Raw genomic sequence first — 17,652 nt, forward strand, 5'->3', positions numbered from 1 at the left:
TCATCCGAAGCTCGAGCATCCACATTTGCACAAGCCCAAATCTCCTTACCCGTCTCATCATAAAGGACAATTCCTTCCCTCATACTGGTAGCACTTATCGCTTTTATATTTTTTGCGTCAACTCCTGTTTCTTCAATAACAGTCTTTACACACTGAACGACTAACTTCCAGTTTGTTTCCCAATCAAAATCCATAGATCCTGGATACTTTTCATTTGATAAATGCTCCCATTCTATTTGTGAAAATCCAACTTGATTTCCTAATTGATCAAACAAAACAGCGCGAATACTACCAGTACCAGCATCAAATGCCAGAATGTACGCCATTAATTTATTTCACCTCCATATTGAGTAATGAAATAGCTGTAGCTTCATCTGTTATTAACGTCGTAATAAACTTTCCTTTTAAAGCTCCGTAGATGGCATCAATTTTTTTCTCTCCACTAGCCACGGCTATAACATTTAAGTCTCTTAGACTCTTCAAGTCCGTTCCGATTAACCTTTTATGATGTGGCAAATCAAGTATTTTGCCATTTCGATCGTAAAATTGACCTAAAATATCGCCGACTGCATTCTGATGTTTAATAAATGTCAGTTCGTTCATGGTCATTTTTTCTTCCTGAATAATGGTGGCATCGGGATCAATACCGCCAATACCAACAATGATATATTTTGTGAATTTAGCCAACTCGAGAATGTCCTTTATTGAGGGTTCTGATAAGAATCTTTCTGCCATTTCTTCGGTTGAAGCTAAAAATGGAGCAGGAATTACATGTATATCATGGAACTTTTCCAAACCGCTCTCTTTTTGGCGACGATTATGGAGATAGTAATGAACTCCCCCAGTTAAGGTTACAACTGAAATATGACTAATGGGTTCAATTGTCAAGTATTGAATCGTTCTGGAAACGGCTCTTCCCCAACCTAAGCCAACCATATCATTCGACTGCAGTTTGTTCTGTAAATACTGAGCAGCAGCCTTTGATAAAGAATCGCTCAAATCCACTTTATTTAGAGGGGATGGTATAATATAGGCGTTTTTTAGATTAAAGGCTTCCTTGAATTCTTTTTCGATACTTAAACCATTTTTACCAATTCCTTTAATATGGAATTGTACGATTCCTTCAGACCTAGCCCGCTCCAACATCCTAACAACCTTGGCCCTCGATAATTCTAGTAAACCAGCGATCTCATTTTGAGTTAAGTTCTCTTTATAGTAGTACCAGGCTACTTTCATCAGCATATTTTCCGTATAATGATCTTGGCTCATTTACTACTACACCCCTTAACAAAAGTTCACCATGAAAAAAATTGTTCACCTGCTTATTAGAAATATATCCGTCATTTTAAGAATAAGACCTTACAAAATAAGTTTCCGACCATTCAACATTTATTTCCGACTGGTACTATGTTTGTATTTTTTGTTGTAATAAACTACAGTTGTCTTCAAATACTGAAGAATACTATCGTAATTTTTTTGGGACAGTTTATATGCGTATCTGAACTTTTTTGTTGAGTTGGTGACAAAAGTCCAATGAATCGCATCGAAGTGACTCTACTAGAAATAGATCAGGTATGAAAGCAATTCTCTGGAATCCCTATAGCTCATCAAAATTGGGAATATATAGAAATATAAAACGTTCTATTTATTTTGTATGACAAAATTTCAGAAGGAAATGTGTGGAATATCGTAGGCCATATTCTATGAAGAATTAATTTGATTTGTGGAAGAAGGCTTTTGATTTGTTGTTCGTATTGATTGTTTTTTATCTAAATGAGGAGGCTAGATGCAGATTTTGGTTATTTATTTGCGGCACCCTTGTCTTCTCCCCCACAAAAAAATACGATGCAATAAGAAAACTCGTTTCTTAACACATCGCATTCATTATTTTACCACCTTAATTGTCTGACTATTTACATTTCCTGCTTTATCAGTAACAGTTACTTTTACATCAATATTTACTTTTTGAACCGAAATTGCTACAGAAAATTGACCAGTTGAATGCTCTATAAATAGTACTCTGTTAAAGAAACAGAGCAAATGTAAATTATCCTCTCTTCAAATAATAGTTAACCTTTAAATATCAAGTTTACGATTACCGATCCATTTCACCATTTCCGGATCCCTGTGAGAAAAGAACAAGCTTTCCTTAGTATCTAATGCCGCAATTTCACCCATATCTTCTTGGTTTAATTCAAAGTCAAAGATGTTGAAATTTTCGATGATTCTTTCCTTACGCACTGACTTTGGTATCGCAACAACCCCTCTTTGTGTCAACCAACGTAAGATAACTTGGGCAACGGATTTGTTGTGCTTTCCAGCAATCGAAGCTAAAACTTCATTTTGAAACATGTTATTTTTACCTTCAGCAAATGGTCCCCATGACTCGATCTGCACATTATTTTCTACCATGAACTTAGCACTATCTATTTGTTGGTTGAAAACATGTGTTTCAACTTGGTTAACCGCAGGTACAACTTCATTATGAATGATTAAATCAATCAGGCGATCTGGATGGAAGTTACTTACTCCAATCGCCTTGATTTTTCCTTCACTATACAATTCCTCCATAGCACGCCAAGAACCGTATACATCACCAAACGGCTGATGAATTAAATATAAGTCCAAATAATCCAATTGTAGCCTTTCCAATGATTTAACGAATGCCTTCTTTGTACTCTCATAACCAGTATCCTGAACCCAAAGTTTTGTCGTAATAAACAGCTCTTCTCTAGGTACACCGCTTCGTTTGATTGCTCTGCCGACTGCTTCTTCATTTAGATAAGAAGCTGCTGTATCAATCAAGCGGTAACCTGCTATAATAGCGTCATAAACTGCTTGTTCACATTCATTTTCATCTTGCATTTGAAAAACACCAAAGCCTAATATAGGCATCTCAACACCATTGTTTAATATAACTTTTTTCATATAAGTTCCTCCTGTTTTACTCCATTTTACTGTGATGCAATTCATCTATGATGTAATATGTTAAAAATTTGTTTAGAATTTGTGCAACGGTTATATCGTTTTCTTATTCTTATTATGCAATAAATGAATAAGCTACCGTTATCCAATTCTTATCAAATGATTGCCTAATTCTCTCAAATCACTTATATTTCAAAGCAATGTATATTAAAATGAACTAGAAAAGATTAGCAATTTAGGAGGTATTTATGTCTGATCTAATAGAAATATTCCGAGATGATCTCGTTCAATTCATAGAGAGGTACACAGGCCAGAATGGGTCTCATCCGGCTGCTATTCCTTCTTTATTTTTGTCTCGTTATTCTAATGTTACTGGACCAAATTATGGAGTTTATAAACATTCCTTGTGTATGATCGTTCAAGGTAAGAAGGAAGTAGTATTGGCACAGGAGCATTATGTATATAGTCCAGCCGATTACCTAATTGCTTCTGTTAACTTGCCTATTACCGGAATAGTCACAGAAGCATCTTTTGAAAATCCATATTTAGCACTCAAATCATTTATAAAATTTTACAAGGACAGCACGGAGTAATTCTCGGGCAAATGGCAATAGAAGGAAGTTCAACTAATCAAATCAGCGACGTTGTCGATCATATCATCACTAACTATAACCAGCCTTTTCGTATTGAAGCGCTTGCGGAAATTGCAAATATGAGCGTTTCTTCACTTCATAGACACTTTAAGGAAGTAACAGCAATGAGCCCTATTCAATTCCAAAAACAACTAAGGCTACAGGAAGATCGCCGCATTCTATTAGCTGAGTCAACAGATGCCATTGAAGCTGCGTTTCGTGTTGGCTACGAGAGCGCATCTCAATTTAGTCGTGAATATTCTCGTTTCTTTGGCTTACCACCGAAAGAAGATATTAACCGCTTGAAGACATCATATTTATAAAAAAATGCATTACTCCGATGATGGAATAATGCACTTCTTTTTTCATTCTATTTTATCCAAAAGCGGTTCAGGGAAATCAACTAACGCAATTGCAAGAAGCCAAATGAATGGCTTCTCTTACTCATATTTTATTTTAAACCTAATTGAGTTAAAACATCATCTAACGTTACACCTTTATAAGCAGTCTTAGCTTTAGGCGGATTTGGAACAGTACTATTTTGTAATCCGTAGTTTTTAATTACATAGTCCATATCTTTTTTATTTACAACTCCATCGAAGTTCAAATCAGCACTTGTTTTATTCGTGCCCCAAAACGTTTGGATATTTAGTGCATCTAAAATATCAATGACATTATCTTTATTCGTATCTCCAGCTGCCGCTTGAGCTAAGTTAAAACCTAGTCTCTTTCCAAGTTGCTCTCCTCGAACTTCATCTGACAACAATAATGATTTAGTCATTGTAAAATGGCCTGGTACATCAACTTTTATTGTATAAGGTTTAGCATCAGGTTTTAGTCCATCTACAGCGTAACTACCATTTTTGTTTGTAAAGAATCCATTGGTAACATTTCCATCATAAGAAGTAACAGTAATTTTTGCGCCAATATTTTGTTGGTTTAAAGCCCAATTCGTTTGGTTAGAAGCAGGATCAATCGTGCCTTCTACTTTCATATTACCCTCTAATCTTGAGTAAGTTTGTTTTAAATCCATAGCTTCCATATAAGTATAAACGCTATTTGTAACAACATCTGATTGGTCAATTGTCGCTCCAGTGAATTCCATATTATACCAGTTTACAGGAAAGTTTTTCCAATAACGGTTAGCTGAAACTAGATCGAAATTAACTAGTTGCAGATCTTCAGGTAAAGTTTTATTTCCTAAATAATTAAATGTAATTGTATATGCTGAAGTATATCCATCGTTAGTGTTAGTAACACTTACTTGTGCATCACCATATTGCTTAACTGCATCACTTACAACAACATTTTTAATTGTAGCTAACTCTTTGTTATCTACCATTAATACTGGAATTGTAATCTTTGCTGTTTTTAAGTTTTTAATATTATTCGAACGAAGTGAGTAATTGATTGTATCACCAGTTGCAGCAGTTTGTTTATTTGCTTTTAAGTAATAATATGGATAACTATCAGAAACAAAAACGATTCTTTGCATTGCCGTAGCATCTGAAGTAAAGTTTCTAGCAGCATCCATTCCATAAAACTGAACTTTTAATGGAGTTGTTCTCTTTTTAACTAAAATTTGATCATGATAATTTCCATTTTTATCCGTATTTACAGGTTCTGCAAAGTATGGACTATCGTACTGGGAAACAATTTGATTACTTGATTGATCTACCGGAATTTCAAATTTATTAGCTTCGTTTGTCTCAGGATCATTTAAATTAATATTAAAGTCATATAAATATTCACCGTTTGAATCAAATTGACTATCTTTATATTCAATAACCTTTTGATCTAACTTATCAAAGCTTGAAGTCATAATTGGTGCACCCTTTTCATACATAAAATCTGCTGATTTAGAGAATGTTTTCCCTTGATCATTTGTTCCTATTAGTCTTAATTTATAGTGACCTGTTTTTGCTATAACAATTGAATTAGAAATAGGATTTTTCTGATCACCCGTGAATGGGAAATAAGCACCTTGGAATGCATATGCAATATTGTAAACTGTGTTTTCATCTACTCCAAAACCATCGAACGTTCCAAGGTATCCTACATCTTCACCAGTTGTTGCATCTTGAACGACAACGTCAATATATCTCAAATGTGATTTTTCTGAAAAACTAAATGACATGCCTGGATATGTTTGTTCTGGCCAAGTTGTATCTCCAGAATACATTGGATTAGCGATCGTAAGTGTATCAAAACCTTCATTTACTACTCGACCACCAAACGGAATTTGGTAAGTTTCTGTTGGATCAGCCGCATTTGTTAAAACGATATATCCTTCGTATGTTCCTTTTTCAGCTGTCTTTGGAATAGTTAAATTAAACTTAATGTTTTTAGAGCTAATTCCATTTACTTTAACTGTAGTTGGTCCAGATAGTGTCACATTATTTTTCGCAGCATCTAATGAACCTCTTAATCCTGTTTGGAATTTAACATTTACATTAAATGTTTTTGCTTTTTCACTTCGATTTTTCAAAGTAACCGTACGGTCATCAGCAATATCTTGGTCATCGAATCCGTATGAACCGAAGCTCATGCCACCAGTTAATTCTTTAATCGTTTTTAGTTTACCTTTTTCATTAACTGTCGGAGTTTGATCATTTACCTGTAATTCAACATTAGAATGAATTGCTTCATAAGCATCAACTCGTCCGCTTCCTATTTCAAATACACTGTAAGCTTTAGATAAAGGATCTGCTGTATTCATTAAAATTGATTTGATATCTGCTGGTTGCAAATCTTTGTTCGACTGTAGTAATAATGCTGATACACCAGCTACAAAAGGTGTAGCCATTGACGTACCAGATAAGCGCTCATATGCATATTTGTAATCTTCAGGGTGAGTTCCATCTACCGTTTTATTGTTCACATAAAACGGAACAGTTGACATAATTGCAACACCTGGTGCAGTTACTTCTGGTTTAATATCATAGTTCACTCGAGAAGGACCTCTTGAACTGAATCCTGCTAAATCATCACTTGCTGTTTGTACTTTTGTATAATCTCCGAATGAGAAGCTTGAATTTCCTGCTTGAATCGCTGCTAAGATTGCTTTACCTTCATTATTTGAAACTGAAAATGTAGGTACTGCATCAACTGATTCACCTAAGAAAGACTGAATTGCACCCTCCGCTTGGTTTGCTTCATCGTTATACATAAGTACTCCGACAGCACCTCTTGTTTTTGCATTTTTGATTTTGTCAATTAATGCATATGTTCCACGTTTGATGAAAGCAATTTTGCCATTTAAATCTTTCCCGTTAAAGTCTGATGCTGTTCCAGCTAGACCAACATCAACAAGTTGATATGTCTTACCTTTTAACTGTGTAAGATCATCAGAATAATTTCTTGCTAATTGTCTTGCTGTGTAATTAACACCATTTTGTACGCCTGCGTATTGGTATACATCAAGTGAAATTGTTGATGCTCCAACTGTTAATGCTAATGCAGACGCTGCAGGTGAACCTAAAGTATAATTTTTATCTCCACTATTACCAGCTGCAACAACAGTCGTAACACCACTTAAAACAGCATTATTAACAGCAACTGAAGTCGCATATAATGGATCATTTAACGAGTTACCTAAAGACATATTAATAACGTCCATACCGTCACTCACTGCTCGATCCAATCCAGCAATAATGGCATCAGTTGTTCCGCTACCATATGGTCCAAGTACACGATAAGAATAAATATCGGCCTCAGGTGCCGCGCCTACCATTTTATACTCATTATCCGCTTTACCACGACCACCAATAATACCAGCAACATGTGTACCATGCTCTGTGTAGTAAGGTGAGGAGTTGCTTATTTCTGGTTTTCCTGACTTCTTCCAATCAGCATACGTTGTTTCCATTGGATCATTATCATTGTCAACGAAATCATATCCACCTTTAAATGCGTCCTTTAAATCTGGATGGTGATAATCAATCCCTGTATCTAAAATCCCTACTTTAATTCCTTTACCAGTGAAACCTTCAGCATGTAAACGATCTAAGCCATCATAAGGAGTATAGTTTCCAACCTTTGCCTCATCAGCTTTTATTGTATTATTTTCTTCTGCAGTAGGTGGCTCAATTGAAAATGTTTCATTACTCCACACTGTTTTAACTGCTTTTGATTTTAATAGATTTTTTATTTGATTAGCTGGAAGGCTCATCGAAACACCGTTAAACGCATTTTTATATGAACGATTAACCTTGTATTCTACCTTCTTATTATTCTCGTCAACTAATACTTGTCCAACAACTTGATTAAACGTTTCATGATCTTGATTAATCAATTTCGTTGCTTCGGTTTCAGTTAAAGATTGCCCTTGAAGGCTCGCTTGGATTTGAGCAACTTTTGTAGGTTGATTTGCAAACTGTACGATTACTGATGTTTGTTTAGTTGAAGTTTGGTCAATATTAGATGAAATTTGAAGACCTGTTTCTTCATTAGTTGAAAGATCTTTAAGTGCGGCTCTTTGTTGTGGAGTTAACTTCGCAAGTATATCCTCAACCTTTGAATAACCTGCGGCTTTTGTAAGATTTAAGTGGCTAAGTGATCCTAAAATAAAACTAGAAGAAAGAGCAACTACTGTTAGACTTTTGACAATCTTGTTATTGTACGATTTTTTCCCCATTTTTTAACTCCCTTGTCTCTTTATTACATTTGTAAATGTGAATGAATAACATTACTTTGATTTAATTGTGATGAACAGCTTTTAGTTCTCATTAAATTTTGTACGGCTCCATTACATACTACCCATGTTAATACCATTATTGAAAATAATGGAGGTTGAGTAAATTGGGGAAATTTAAGACTTAGTCGTTAATACAAAAGGCCTAATTGTTTATATTTTTTTGAAATAAATTGTCATTTAATAAAATTTATTGTAGAAAAAATAGTCTTTTCGTTGTTTTTTTAATCTTCTTTTGATGAAATTTGTTGTATTTTGTAATGAAAAATAAGCTCGAATTTGGGGGAAAAATAGAAGTTCTTATAAAATAGTGAAGAAATTTGCAAAAATATAATAGATGTAATTTTCAGAATACTACATTTGCCCTATCAACCAGTCATACAAAATGGCGAAGAAAAAATGATTAACTCAACTTTCGCAGTTGAGTTGTAGCTTTAAACCTATGTGCCAGCTTTTCTGATTTTCATTACCATTCTATCAAACTAGCTTCTATTAATAGATTATTAAAATCAAGAAAATTCAGACATGTACAAAGTAGTATTTTTTTGTGTGACAAAAATATGTGGAATAGCACTTTTACTTTTTTAGTAAGTACATGCAATATTAGTTGTAAAAACAATAAATTGCTAAACTAAGCAAGGTCTATTCACTAAATTAAAAAATAGCTTGGAATCTCTCCAAGCTAAAATTGCCATCATTATCTTTTTAACAGAGCCTACCTTAATCCTTTTCAATCGTTCATTCTCCTGTTCACAAAACTTTTCAAATGATAAAGTTAAAGACGATAAGAACATTGATATAAACAATAAAAACAACAACGATATTATATAAAACAGAACATATGTTAATATTAACAATAATGTTGTTGTTAATATATATGTTGAATATGATGATATCTTCAACATCTTGCTTCTGTGTACTTAAGATTGAACGCTTCTCGTTTCCTCATGTTTTATTCAGTTTTTTGATTAAGATCAATAACACCAAAGTCTTCTTTTTAAGCTAGAATTTAGTCTAGAACCGGCAAATGGCAACTGAGGGGCAATGGAACGTAAGTTTTTTAAGTCTATATCTGAACTAAAAAACTACTAATATTAGTCATTGAATAGTTAAGGTGTGATTGTAAAAATTAGTGCATCCTCTTTGTTTAATAATCGTAGGGATTTCATTTCTACTAAATTTGATTTTTATAACAGGAGGTATGGCTGGTATGGCCACTGCTGCTTTTTCGTTACGCTTAATTTTTATACTTTAATGGAAGTTCTTTGGTTTAACATATCGCTTACCAAACCTAATTACCGAAAGAATAAAGGATTGGTAAACTTATATAATCTTAATTACCGAAAATGTAACACTGGTGAATATTATCGAATCTAGCTGCCGAAGTAGCAGGTGCTATATCAACAATCTTTTCTTTATAGTCATTTCTAAATCTTTTATTATGTGCCGTTTTATATACATGAACTTCTCCTGTTTCAAGATTCATAGAAGGCACAACTATTCGTTTTGAGCATTCACCAACGCTTATTCCCAAAACTATTCTCAAGTGATACTCTTAAGGGCTTCATATCAAATATATTGGAGTCATCCAAATTAAATAAATTGAGTCGGGGCTATTTTGTAATCCAGTATCAATTGCACTCCTGAATCAAAGCTTTACGAGCTGAAGCAATTGCAGCTTTAGTATCTTTTTTTCCTGCTTTAGCTACTTTGGATAACTTCCCCGGTTGCTGGTTTTTTCACACTAAACGTTTCACAACTTTTTGCAATTAATTAAAATGACCTGGCTCTTTACAAACTACCCACCAGAGAAAACGCTTACAAAATATGTGCAATTTGTAGAATATAAGATAAAATGAAAGTAGTTTTGTTTATAAGGGTTTTTTTAATTTTAAAATTTTGAATTATCCGAATTTATTGGATAACTTCAGCAATACTTATTAAAATTAAGGTTTGTAATACCTTGTTCAAATTACTAATATCTAAAAAAAGAGGACATATTTTTTTATTATTTAAACTAACTTCTAATCTAATAATCTATATAAAAAGGTGGTCATCCTATGCACATTCAAAAACTAAAGATTCTTTCTGAAGTTGCTAATACAGGGTCTTTATCAAAAGCTAGCAAGAATCTTCATATAAGCCAGTCTGGTATTAGTCAGGATATTAAAAAAATAGAGAATAAATTAGGTGTAAAAATTTTCGATCGCTCTCGTAATGGGCTCGTTCAAACATACAAAGGTACGAAAATTGTAAAAAAGGCAAATGAAGTTTTATTAAAATATGAAGAAATGATTGAAGAAACTAGAAAAATTTTAGATATACATTCTGGAAATCTGAGAGTGTCTATGATTCCTGCTTTTTTTACTTATTTATTGAAACCATTAATGGAATATAAAAGCTTATATTCAAATTTATCAATAGAAATTTCAGAAAATATAAGTGAACTGACAGTTGAATCGATTCAACAGAATAAAGCTGAAATTGGCCTTATCTGCATATACAAGGATATATTAAAAAATATGGAGACATTAAATTTCGAACCAATCCTTGAAGGAAGAATGAAGGTTTATATAAGTAGTGATTCACCGTTCGCAATAAAAAAAACAATAACTCCAGAAGAAATCCTGCAGCAAGATATTGTCTTATATAATGGTGATTATATAAAATTGTTTATTCAAAACTTTCAGCGTTCTTATGGACAAATGAACATATTATTTTCATCAAATCAAACTGAAGAACTATCACGATTAATCTCAAATGGACTAGCTATTAGCTTTGCACCTGATTTCGCTTCTAAAAGTAACCCATATGTTTTAGAAGGCAAAATTGTTGAGCTTGAAATTATTAACTATGAACCAGTTAATGTGACTCTTGGTATCATTCAGACTAAGAATAGAGCTCCATCAAAAATAGAAAAACATTTGATCCAGTTTATTAAAACAAAAATAAAATATAATAAAATTTAAAATTAGTATAATAAAATTAAAACCCCTGATTCCTATTTGTCTTACCCTTGTTAAATAGACACTTAAATAAAAGGTATACTATCTAAACAGCCTTATCCCTATATTCTATAGGGCTTGTTCCTATTTCTTTTTTTGTATCTTAGCTTGATCTTATTTGATTTCAAGTGAAAGGTATAAAGAGTAAAATAAAGCCCAATGTTAAAGGTAATAAAATATCGTTTGATGTATACATTGAATCAGAAGGAAGAATAGCAGAATATTGGAATCCAAAATTAAGATCTGCTTTCAAAGAAAAAAATGTAAAAAGAGTGGAAACAGCTCCATCAAACAAAAGAATTAATGTCTTTTGAAACATTTAAACCTACGAGATTCTTTACTATCCCTCTTTATCAGTTCCTAAAAAAAACAGAAAAACCACAATTTGGTTTCTCTGTTTTAAATTTCTTATGAAATTACCACTCTACTAACAAATTCTATGCTAGTCTTTTTTCCATTTCTTCAAATTGTTCTTCTATTTTTTGACTTTGATTCGAAGTTAGCAAACTAACTATGATAACAGCTAATAAGCTAAAAAAGAATCCTGGTACCATTTCGTATAAATTAATCGTTTGTTTAATAGCATCTACACTAATCCAAATAATAACCGTTAAAGCTCCTACAATCATACCCGCAAGTGCTCCCCAGCGAGTCATTCGTTTCCAGAATAAACTTAATAAAATTGCTGGTCCAAATGCAGCTCCGAAGCCTGCCCAAGCATTACCTACAAGGTTTAGAATCGTATCATTTGGTTTTAATGACAATAAGAGCGATACAAGTGCAACGATTAAAACAGCTAAACGCCCAACACGTACAAGCTCTTTCTCCGTAGCATTTTGTTTACCAAAAATACGATATAAATCCTCAGTTAATGCACTTGATGTTACTAAAAGCTGTGAAGAAATTGTACTCATAATAGCTGCTAAAATAGCAGATAACAAGAAACCCGTAATTAAAGGATGAAATAAAGTATTTGAGAAAAAGATAAAGATTGTTTCAGGATCCTTTAACGTTAAATTGTTAATAGATATATAAGCAATACCTACAAGTCCTGTAAGTGTCGCACCTACGATTGTAAAAAGCATCCAACTCATTCCGATTCGTCGAGCTGGTTTTAATTCTTTTACAGTCGATATTGCCATAAAGCGTACAATAATATGTGGTTGTCCAAAATAACCTAATCCCCAGGCAAGTAATGAAACAATACCAACGAAGGAAGTTCCCGTGAAGATATTTAATAATTTTGGATCAATATGTTGTATCTCATCAAATACAGGTTTTACACCACCTAAATTCGTAAAAGCTACCAAAGGAACCATTATAAGAGCAATAAACATAATTAAACCTTGAACAAAATCTGTTAAACTAACAGCCAAGAAGCCTCCGAATAATGTATAAGCAATTACAACTCCTGCCGTTACAAACAGCCCAATTTTATAATCGATTCCGAATGCGGATTCAAATAATGTACCTCCAGATACAAGTCCAGCTGAGCAATACAATGTAAAGAAAATAATAATAACAATTGCTGAAGCGATTCTTAATATTCTACTTGTATCTTGGAATCTTTTTTCAAAGTAATTTGGGATTGTAATCGAATTGTCTGCAACCTCTGTAAAAACTCTTAGTCTAGGCGCTAAAAGTAAATAGTTAAAATATGCCCCAACCGTAAGTCCAATGGCAATCCATACAGAAGAAATTCCAGTCGCATACATTGCTCCAGGTAATCCCATCAACATCCAGCCACTCATATCAGCTGCACCAGCTGATAGCGCAGTAACTGCTGGTCCAAGACCACGGTCTCCTAGCATATACTCAGATAGGCTATTAGTAGATTTTTTATAAGCGTATACACCAATAGCTAACATAAAAATAAAGTAAATAGAAATCGATATAAGTACTTGCGTATCCATGACATTCCTCCGTTTTACAATGAAGTAGAAAAAACTATTAATTGATAACATTCTCTTCAAGAGAATATATCCATATTGTGTAGAAAAGACTCTTTACTTCTACTTAAAATTATCTTATTGTAATAACCTGAAAATTACAATTATTATATAAAAGTAAAATTATTTAGAAAATTCAAATCATTTAATTGTGTTTTAAAAGTACCGATATACATTTGCATCCTAAGTGAAAAATAAAGAAAACAACTTCATAAGGATCTAAATGAAAACCAAAATAAAAAAAGACAAACTTTTATAAGTTTGTCTTTTTTAGCTAAAACAGTGTTCTTAATACACAGTTCCAGTTTTATCTATTTTCACTTTAATATATATTTAATATTGAATATTTCTATATTCTTTTATCCAATCAATTTTTCTTCAAATTTTTGGACGTGTCCTTGCTATCTTTCCTCAAATTCCTAAAGCATCACAATTAGCTTTTAGTAGAGATTTGTGATTTCATTGGCTTGTTTTATAAGCTTTTTTGAGAGTTCTTTACTTAGGACATATTTACCCCTTTAAGGTTCCAAGTACTTCTGTTCCAGTGCACGCATAGAAGAAACTATTTTTATAACACTCTTGTGTCAATTCTTTACATGTAATAGTTATTTCTGTTTCACTGCAATCAGGTAATTCTTCAATGATGATTTTCAATTTATTCACCACCTTTTTACGTTTAATATTTACGTTTAGTATATGATAGTCCTTAAGCACAGCAAACATCGGATTGACTAAGCTGCTATGTAATGTTACTAAGTTACAAAAATAAGGATCTATATATTTAATCTATACCTAAAAATTAAAAGTGCCTGTTTACAATTGAACAGATTTGCTCACTTGTGACAGGCATCTCATATTATTTACTTATTAATACAATTTCTCTTTTAACCAGTTAAAATATCTTCATTGGGATATTTAATTCTTGAATTCACAGGTTTGGCTAATGACAACGCAAGTGTTAGAGGACCAATTTTGCCTAAAAACATAATAAAAACAATTATTAATTTACCGATGACTGATAAACTAGCTGTAAATCCCATCGATAAACCAACCGTACCAAAAGCAGAAATTACCTCAAACAAAATTTTAATAAAATCTGCCTTTTCCGTTATGCTAAGAATAAATACAGCTATACTAATAAAGATAAGTGCAATTGTAGAAATGGCCAATGAACGAAAGATAAAATTCTCACTGATTGAGCGATTGGCAATTTCAATCTCTCGTCTTCCTTTTAAAAATGAAATGACACCTAGAATGATGACCATAAAGGTTGTTAACTTGATGCCCCCTCCAGTTGAACCACTTCCTGCTCCAACAAACATTAGAATAATCATTAAGAAAATCGTAGAATGGTCAAGTTGACTAATATCTACTGAATTAAAACCCGCTGTTCTTGGGCTTGTTGCTTGAAAATAGGAAGCCCATAGCTTATCCGACAGAGAATGTAACCCTCCAAGTGTATTTGGATTATTGTACTCTAACGTAAAAATAAAGAACATGGCAATAAAATTTAGAAGTAATGTCCCAACTAGCATAATTTTAGAATGCAAACTTAACTTTTTAAAGCTCTTCTTTTGCCATATATCAGCTAACACTGTAAATCCAATTCCACCAATAATAAATAATAAAGAAACGACGATATTTATAAGTGGATCTCCTACATACCTTATTAAGTTATCCGAAAACAATGAAAATCCCGCGTTATTATACGCAGAAATGGCATGGAAAAAGCTTAAATAGACGCCTCTTCCAAAACCATATTCTGGTACCCATCTAATTGAAAGAAATATCATCGCAATAAACTCAACTAGAAATGATATGATAAATAAGTTCTTAACTAATTTTATCACTCCACCGATCGAGTTTTGATTTAGTGCCTGTTGTACAAGAATCCGTTCTTTAATTCCAATTTTTTTCCCCAACATTATAAAGACCAAAATTGCAAAAGACATGATACCTAATCCGCCAAATTGAATGAGAAAGGTTATGACCAATTCTCCAAAAAGAGTAAACGTTTTTTCGGTATCCACTACTCCTAATCCAGTAACTGTGCTAGCCGAGGTAGCTGTAAATAGAGCATCAATCCAACTGATAGACTTAGTAGTTGCAAAAGGTAACTTGAGTAAAATTGTTCCTAAAGTAACAAAGCAACCAAATACCAATATTAGTAATTGGTAAGGCGAAATATCTGCCTTCCTTTTCATTCTTATACGCCTTCTTCCTCAAACCTTCTGATATCATCATTGTGTCCAATGACTATTAAAATATCGTCTTTATGAATTTTATAATCCCTTAATGAAGAAACAATCATTTCGTCGTTTCGTTGGAATCCAACTATATTACAACCGTACTTAGCCCGAACATCTAATTCCACTAGTGTTTTGTTATGTATTTTTTCCGTTGCACGAATCTCTACAATGCTATGGTTTTTGGATAGCTCAAAATAGTCAACCATCTTGTCAGTGACAATGTGACGAGCAATTCGTTTCGCCATATCTCTCTCGGGATGTATTACACGATCTACACCAATTTTTTCCAAAACCCTTTGGTGATAATCATTTTGTGCTTTTGCCCATACTTGCGGTATACCTAACTCTTTTAATAAGAGCGATGTTAGTATACTTCCTTCTATGTTGTTTCCAAACGAAACAAAAACATGATCAAAATTTCGTATACCTAATGTTTTTAAAGTTAATTCGTCAATTCCATTAGCTTGTACAACATGAGTCGCATATTCTGTATAGTCATTAACTTTCTCTAAATCTAAATCAACGGCTAATACATCCACACCTAATTCTGAAAATGCTTTAACTAAACTTCCTCCAAATCGACCTAAACCAAATACTGCAAATTGTTTTTTCACCGTTACCTTGCTCCTTTCATTTAAAGATGACCATTCTTATTAATAAGAATGCTCATCTTATAAACCCTTCTCTTAAAAATCTTAATTAAAATACTTCCTAATTATATTTTCTTTTAATATAGTAGACTTTAAATTTAAATTACAGTTTATTCGTAGCATTTGAGCAATTACATAAAATATTCGTAAATTAATTGATTTACATTAGAAATTTAACATATAGATATAAGTTGGATAAAAGAAGTGAAAATAATGTGATTGGAAGACCTATCTTCAAGAAATCCCAATATCCAAACTTGTGTCCTTCTCTTGATGCAATTCCTGCTGCTACAACATTTGCAGAAGCACCTATTAATGTTCCATTTCCGCCAAGACAAGCCCCTAATGCAAGTGACCACCATAACACTTCAATTTGCGGAGCATCTGGTGAAAGACCCATCCCTACGGATAAATCTTGAATTAAAGGTATCATGGTTGCAACAAAAGGTATATTATCGATTGTAGCCGATGCAATTCCTGACACCCATAATATTAGAGGTGCAGCTATGTGAATATTTCCATTTGTTAATTCCAAGACTTTTTTAGCTAATGATCCAATTAGTCCAATATCTACTAATCCACCGACAAGTACAAATAGACCGGCGAAGAAAAAAATAGTCACCCATTCAATATTCGCAAATACCTCCTCTAGGTCATGTTCTTTCACACCAATGATCATTAATATTGTTGCGCCCACCATTGCTACAAGCGCTGCATCTAAATGTAAAATAGAGTGAAGGATAAATCCTAATAAAGTTATACCAAGTACGATGAGCGATTTTATTAATAGAGATTTATCTTTTATATACTCTGTTTCATTGATTGACATCAATGTTTTAATTTGGTCTGAGGTTGTTACTAACTTTTTTCGATAAATAAAATAAATAATGATTGTTGTTGCCAGAACAATGATTCCAATAATAGGTGCTAAATTAATAAAAAAAGAATTAAATGATAAATGTTTATTAGCTGAACCAATCATAATATTAGGAGGATCACCAATCAATGTCGCTGTTCCACCCATATTTGAATAAATCACTTCAAGGATTAAAAATGGTCTTGGATCAACTTTTAAAATTTTAGTTATAGATAATGTAATTGGAACGATTAATAAGATCGTTGTTACGTTGTCAAGAAATGCTGAACAAATTGCTGTTAATAATGACAATGAAATTAGTATAAGTATTGGTTGTCCTTTTGAGATTTTAGCTGTCTTTATCGCTATATATTCAAATAGCCCAGATTTACTTGTAATATATACTATGATCATCATTCCAATTAAAAGCGTAATAGTTTCCCATTCAATATGAGTTGTTAATGCTGAATGCAAATCAACTGCTCCAATACCCACTATTATGCCTGCCCCTAATAATGCAATTAACGCTCTATTCAATTTTTCAGTTATAATAAAAGCATATGCAAGTAAAAAGACTACAATAGTTGCATAATATCTCCAATTATATCCATGTTCTAAATGTTCCATATCTTTCTCCCCCGAAACTTATATTATGTTTATCTTAATTTAACCTTTTTGCAACTGAATAAACAA

Annotated in this window: 13 protein-coding genes and 1 pseudogene; 3 read left to right on the forward strand and 11 right to left on the reverse strand. The window is 32.8% G+C overall.

Features of this window, described 5'->3' with window-relative positions; all coding sequences use genetic code 11:
- From CN601_RS02760 to CN601_RS02770, 4 genes are all read right to left on the reverse strand, one after another.
- Positions 1-326 (reverse strand): FGGY family carbohydrate kinase (locus CN601_RS02760; protein WP_257131593.1); only part of this gene is annotated, 326 nt, incomplete at its 3' end.
- A 4-nt stretch (positions 327-330) separates the two neighbouring features.
- Positions 331-1,269: a sugar-binding transcriptional regulator gene (locus tag CN601_RS02765; RefSeq protein WP_098169967.1), complete on the reverse strand. Its 939-nt coding sequence runs from the start codon at positions 1,267-1,269 to the stop codon at positions 331-333.
- Between the two features lie 615 nt (positions 1,270-1,884).
- Positions 1,885-2,040 (reverse strand): hypothetical protein, encoded by a 156-nt coding sequence (locus tag CN601_RS26755; protein WP_179865413.1) that lies wholly within the window; start codon positions 2,038-2,040, stop codon positions 1,885-1,887.
- Positions 2,041-2,076: 36 nt separating this feature from the next.
- Complete coding sequence (locus CN601_RS02770; protein WP_098169968.1) at positions 2,077-2,928, reverse strand: aldo/keto reductase; 852 nt, start codon at positions 2,926-2,928, stop codon at positions 2,077-2,079.
- Between the two features lie 245 nt (positions 2,929-3,173).
- Between CN601_RS02770 and CN601_RS02775 the strand changes: the two are divergent.
- A pseudogene (locus CN601_RS02775) lies at positions 3,174-3,880 on the forward strand (AraC family transcriptional regulator).
- Between the two features lie 128 nt (positions 3,881-4,008).
- Here the strand turns inward: CN601_RS02775 and CN601_RS02780 are convergent.
- Positions 4,009-8,193, reverse strand: a complete 4,185-nt coding sequence (locus CN601_RS02780) for a S8 family serine peptidase (RefSeq protein WP_098169969.1) — start codon at positions 8,191-8,193, stop codon at positions 4,009-4,011.
- Positions 8,194-9,583: 1,390 nt separating this feature from the next.
- Positions 9,584-9,796, reverse strand: coding sequence for a patatin-like phospholipase domain-containing protein (locus CN601_RS02785; protein WP_098169970.1), 213 nt, complete (start codon positions 9,794-9,796; stop codon positions 9,584-9,586).
- A gap of 514 nt (positions 9,797-10,310) precedes the next feature.
- Between CN601_RS02785 and CN601_RS02790 the strand changes: the two genes are divergently transcribed.
- A complete protein-coding gene (locus CN601_RS02790) occupies positions 10,311-11,219 on the forward strand; it encodes a LysR family transcriptional regulator (RefSeq protein WP_098169971.1) in 909 nt (302 codons plus the stop codon).
- 164 nt (positions 11,220-11,383) lie between these two features.
- Positions 11,384-11,569, forward strand: coding sequence for a Ger(x)C family spore germination C-terminal domain-containing protein (locus tag CN601_RS26465; RefSeq protein WP_142317295.1), 186 nt, complete (start codon positions 11,384-11,386; stop codon positions 11,567-11,569).
- 123 nt (positions 11,570-11,692) lie between these two features.
- Here the strand turns inward: CN601_RS26465 and putP are convergent, their stop codons facing one another.
- From putP to CN601_RS02815, 5 genes are all read right to left on the reverse strand, one after another.
- Entirely contained in the window at positions 11,693-13,168 is a 1,476-nt protein-coding gene (gene putP / locus CN601_RS02800) for a sodium/proline symporter PutP (RefSeq protein ID WP_098169973.1), read from the reverse strand.
- A 546-nt stretch (positions 13,169-13,714) separates the two neighbouring features.
- Complete coding sequence (locus CN601_RS26760; RefSeq protein WP_179865414.1) at positions 13,715-13,858, reverse strand: hypothetical protein; 144 nt, start codon at positions 13,856-13,858, stop codon at positions 13,715-13,717.
- Between the two features lie 230 nt (positions 13,859-14,088).
- Entirely contained in the window at positions 14,089-15,408 is a 1,320-nt protein-coding gene (locus CN601_RS02805; protein ID WP_098169974.1) for a TrkH family potassium uptake protein, read from the reverse strand.
- Positions 15,409-15,410: 2 nt separating this feature from the next.
- Positions 15,411-16,067, reverse strand: a complete 657-nt coding sequence (locus CN601_RS02810; protein WP_098169975.1) for a potassium channel family protein — start codon at positions 16,065-16,067, stop codon at positions 15,411-15,413.
- Positions 16,068-16,263: 196 nt separating this feature from the next.
- Entirely contained in the window at positions 16,264-17,586 is a 1,323-nt protein-coding gene (locus CN601_RS02815) for an ArsB/NhaD family transporter (RefSeq protein ID WP_098169976.1), read from the reverse strand.
- Positions 17,587-17,652 lie beyond the last annotated feature (66 nt).

This window comes from Bacillus sp. AFS017336 (assembly GCF_002555445.1).
Lineage (GTDB): Bacteria > Bacillota > Bacilli > Bacillales > Bacillaceae_G > Gottfriedia.

Coding starts and splice junctions, on each gene's coding strand:
- CN601_RS02765 (WP_098169967.1), bottom strand. CDS start 1,269: ATGAGCCAAGATCATTATACGGAAAATATGCTGATGAAAGTAGCCTGG.
- CN601_RS02770 (WP_098169968.1), bottom strand. CDS start 2,928: ATGAAAAAAGTTATATTAAACAATGGTGTTGAGATGCCTATATTAGGC.
- CN601_RS02780 (WP_098169969.1), bottom strand. CDS start 8,193: ATGGGGAAAAAATCGTACAATAACAAGATTGTCAAAAGTCTAACAGTA.
- CN601_RS02790 (WP_098169971.1), top strand. CDS start 10,311: ATGCACATTCAAAAACTAAAGATTCTTTCTGAAGTTGCTAATACAGGG.
- putP (WP_098169973.1), bottom strand. CDS start 13,168: ATGGATACGCAAGTACTTATATCGATTTCTATTTACTTTATTTTTATG.
- CN601_RS02805 (WP_098169974.1), bottom strand. CDS start 15,408: ATGAAAAGGAAGGCAGATATTTCGCCTTACCAATTACTAATATTGGTA.
- CN601_RS02815 (WP_098169976.1), bottom strand. CDS start 17,586: ATGGAACATTTAGAACATGGATATAATTGGAGATATTATGCAACTATT.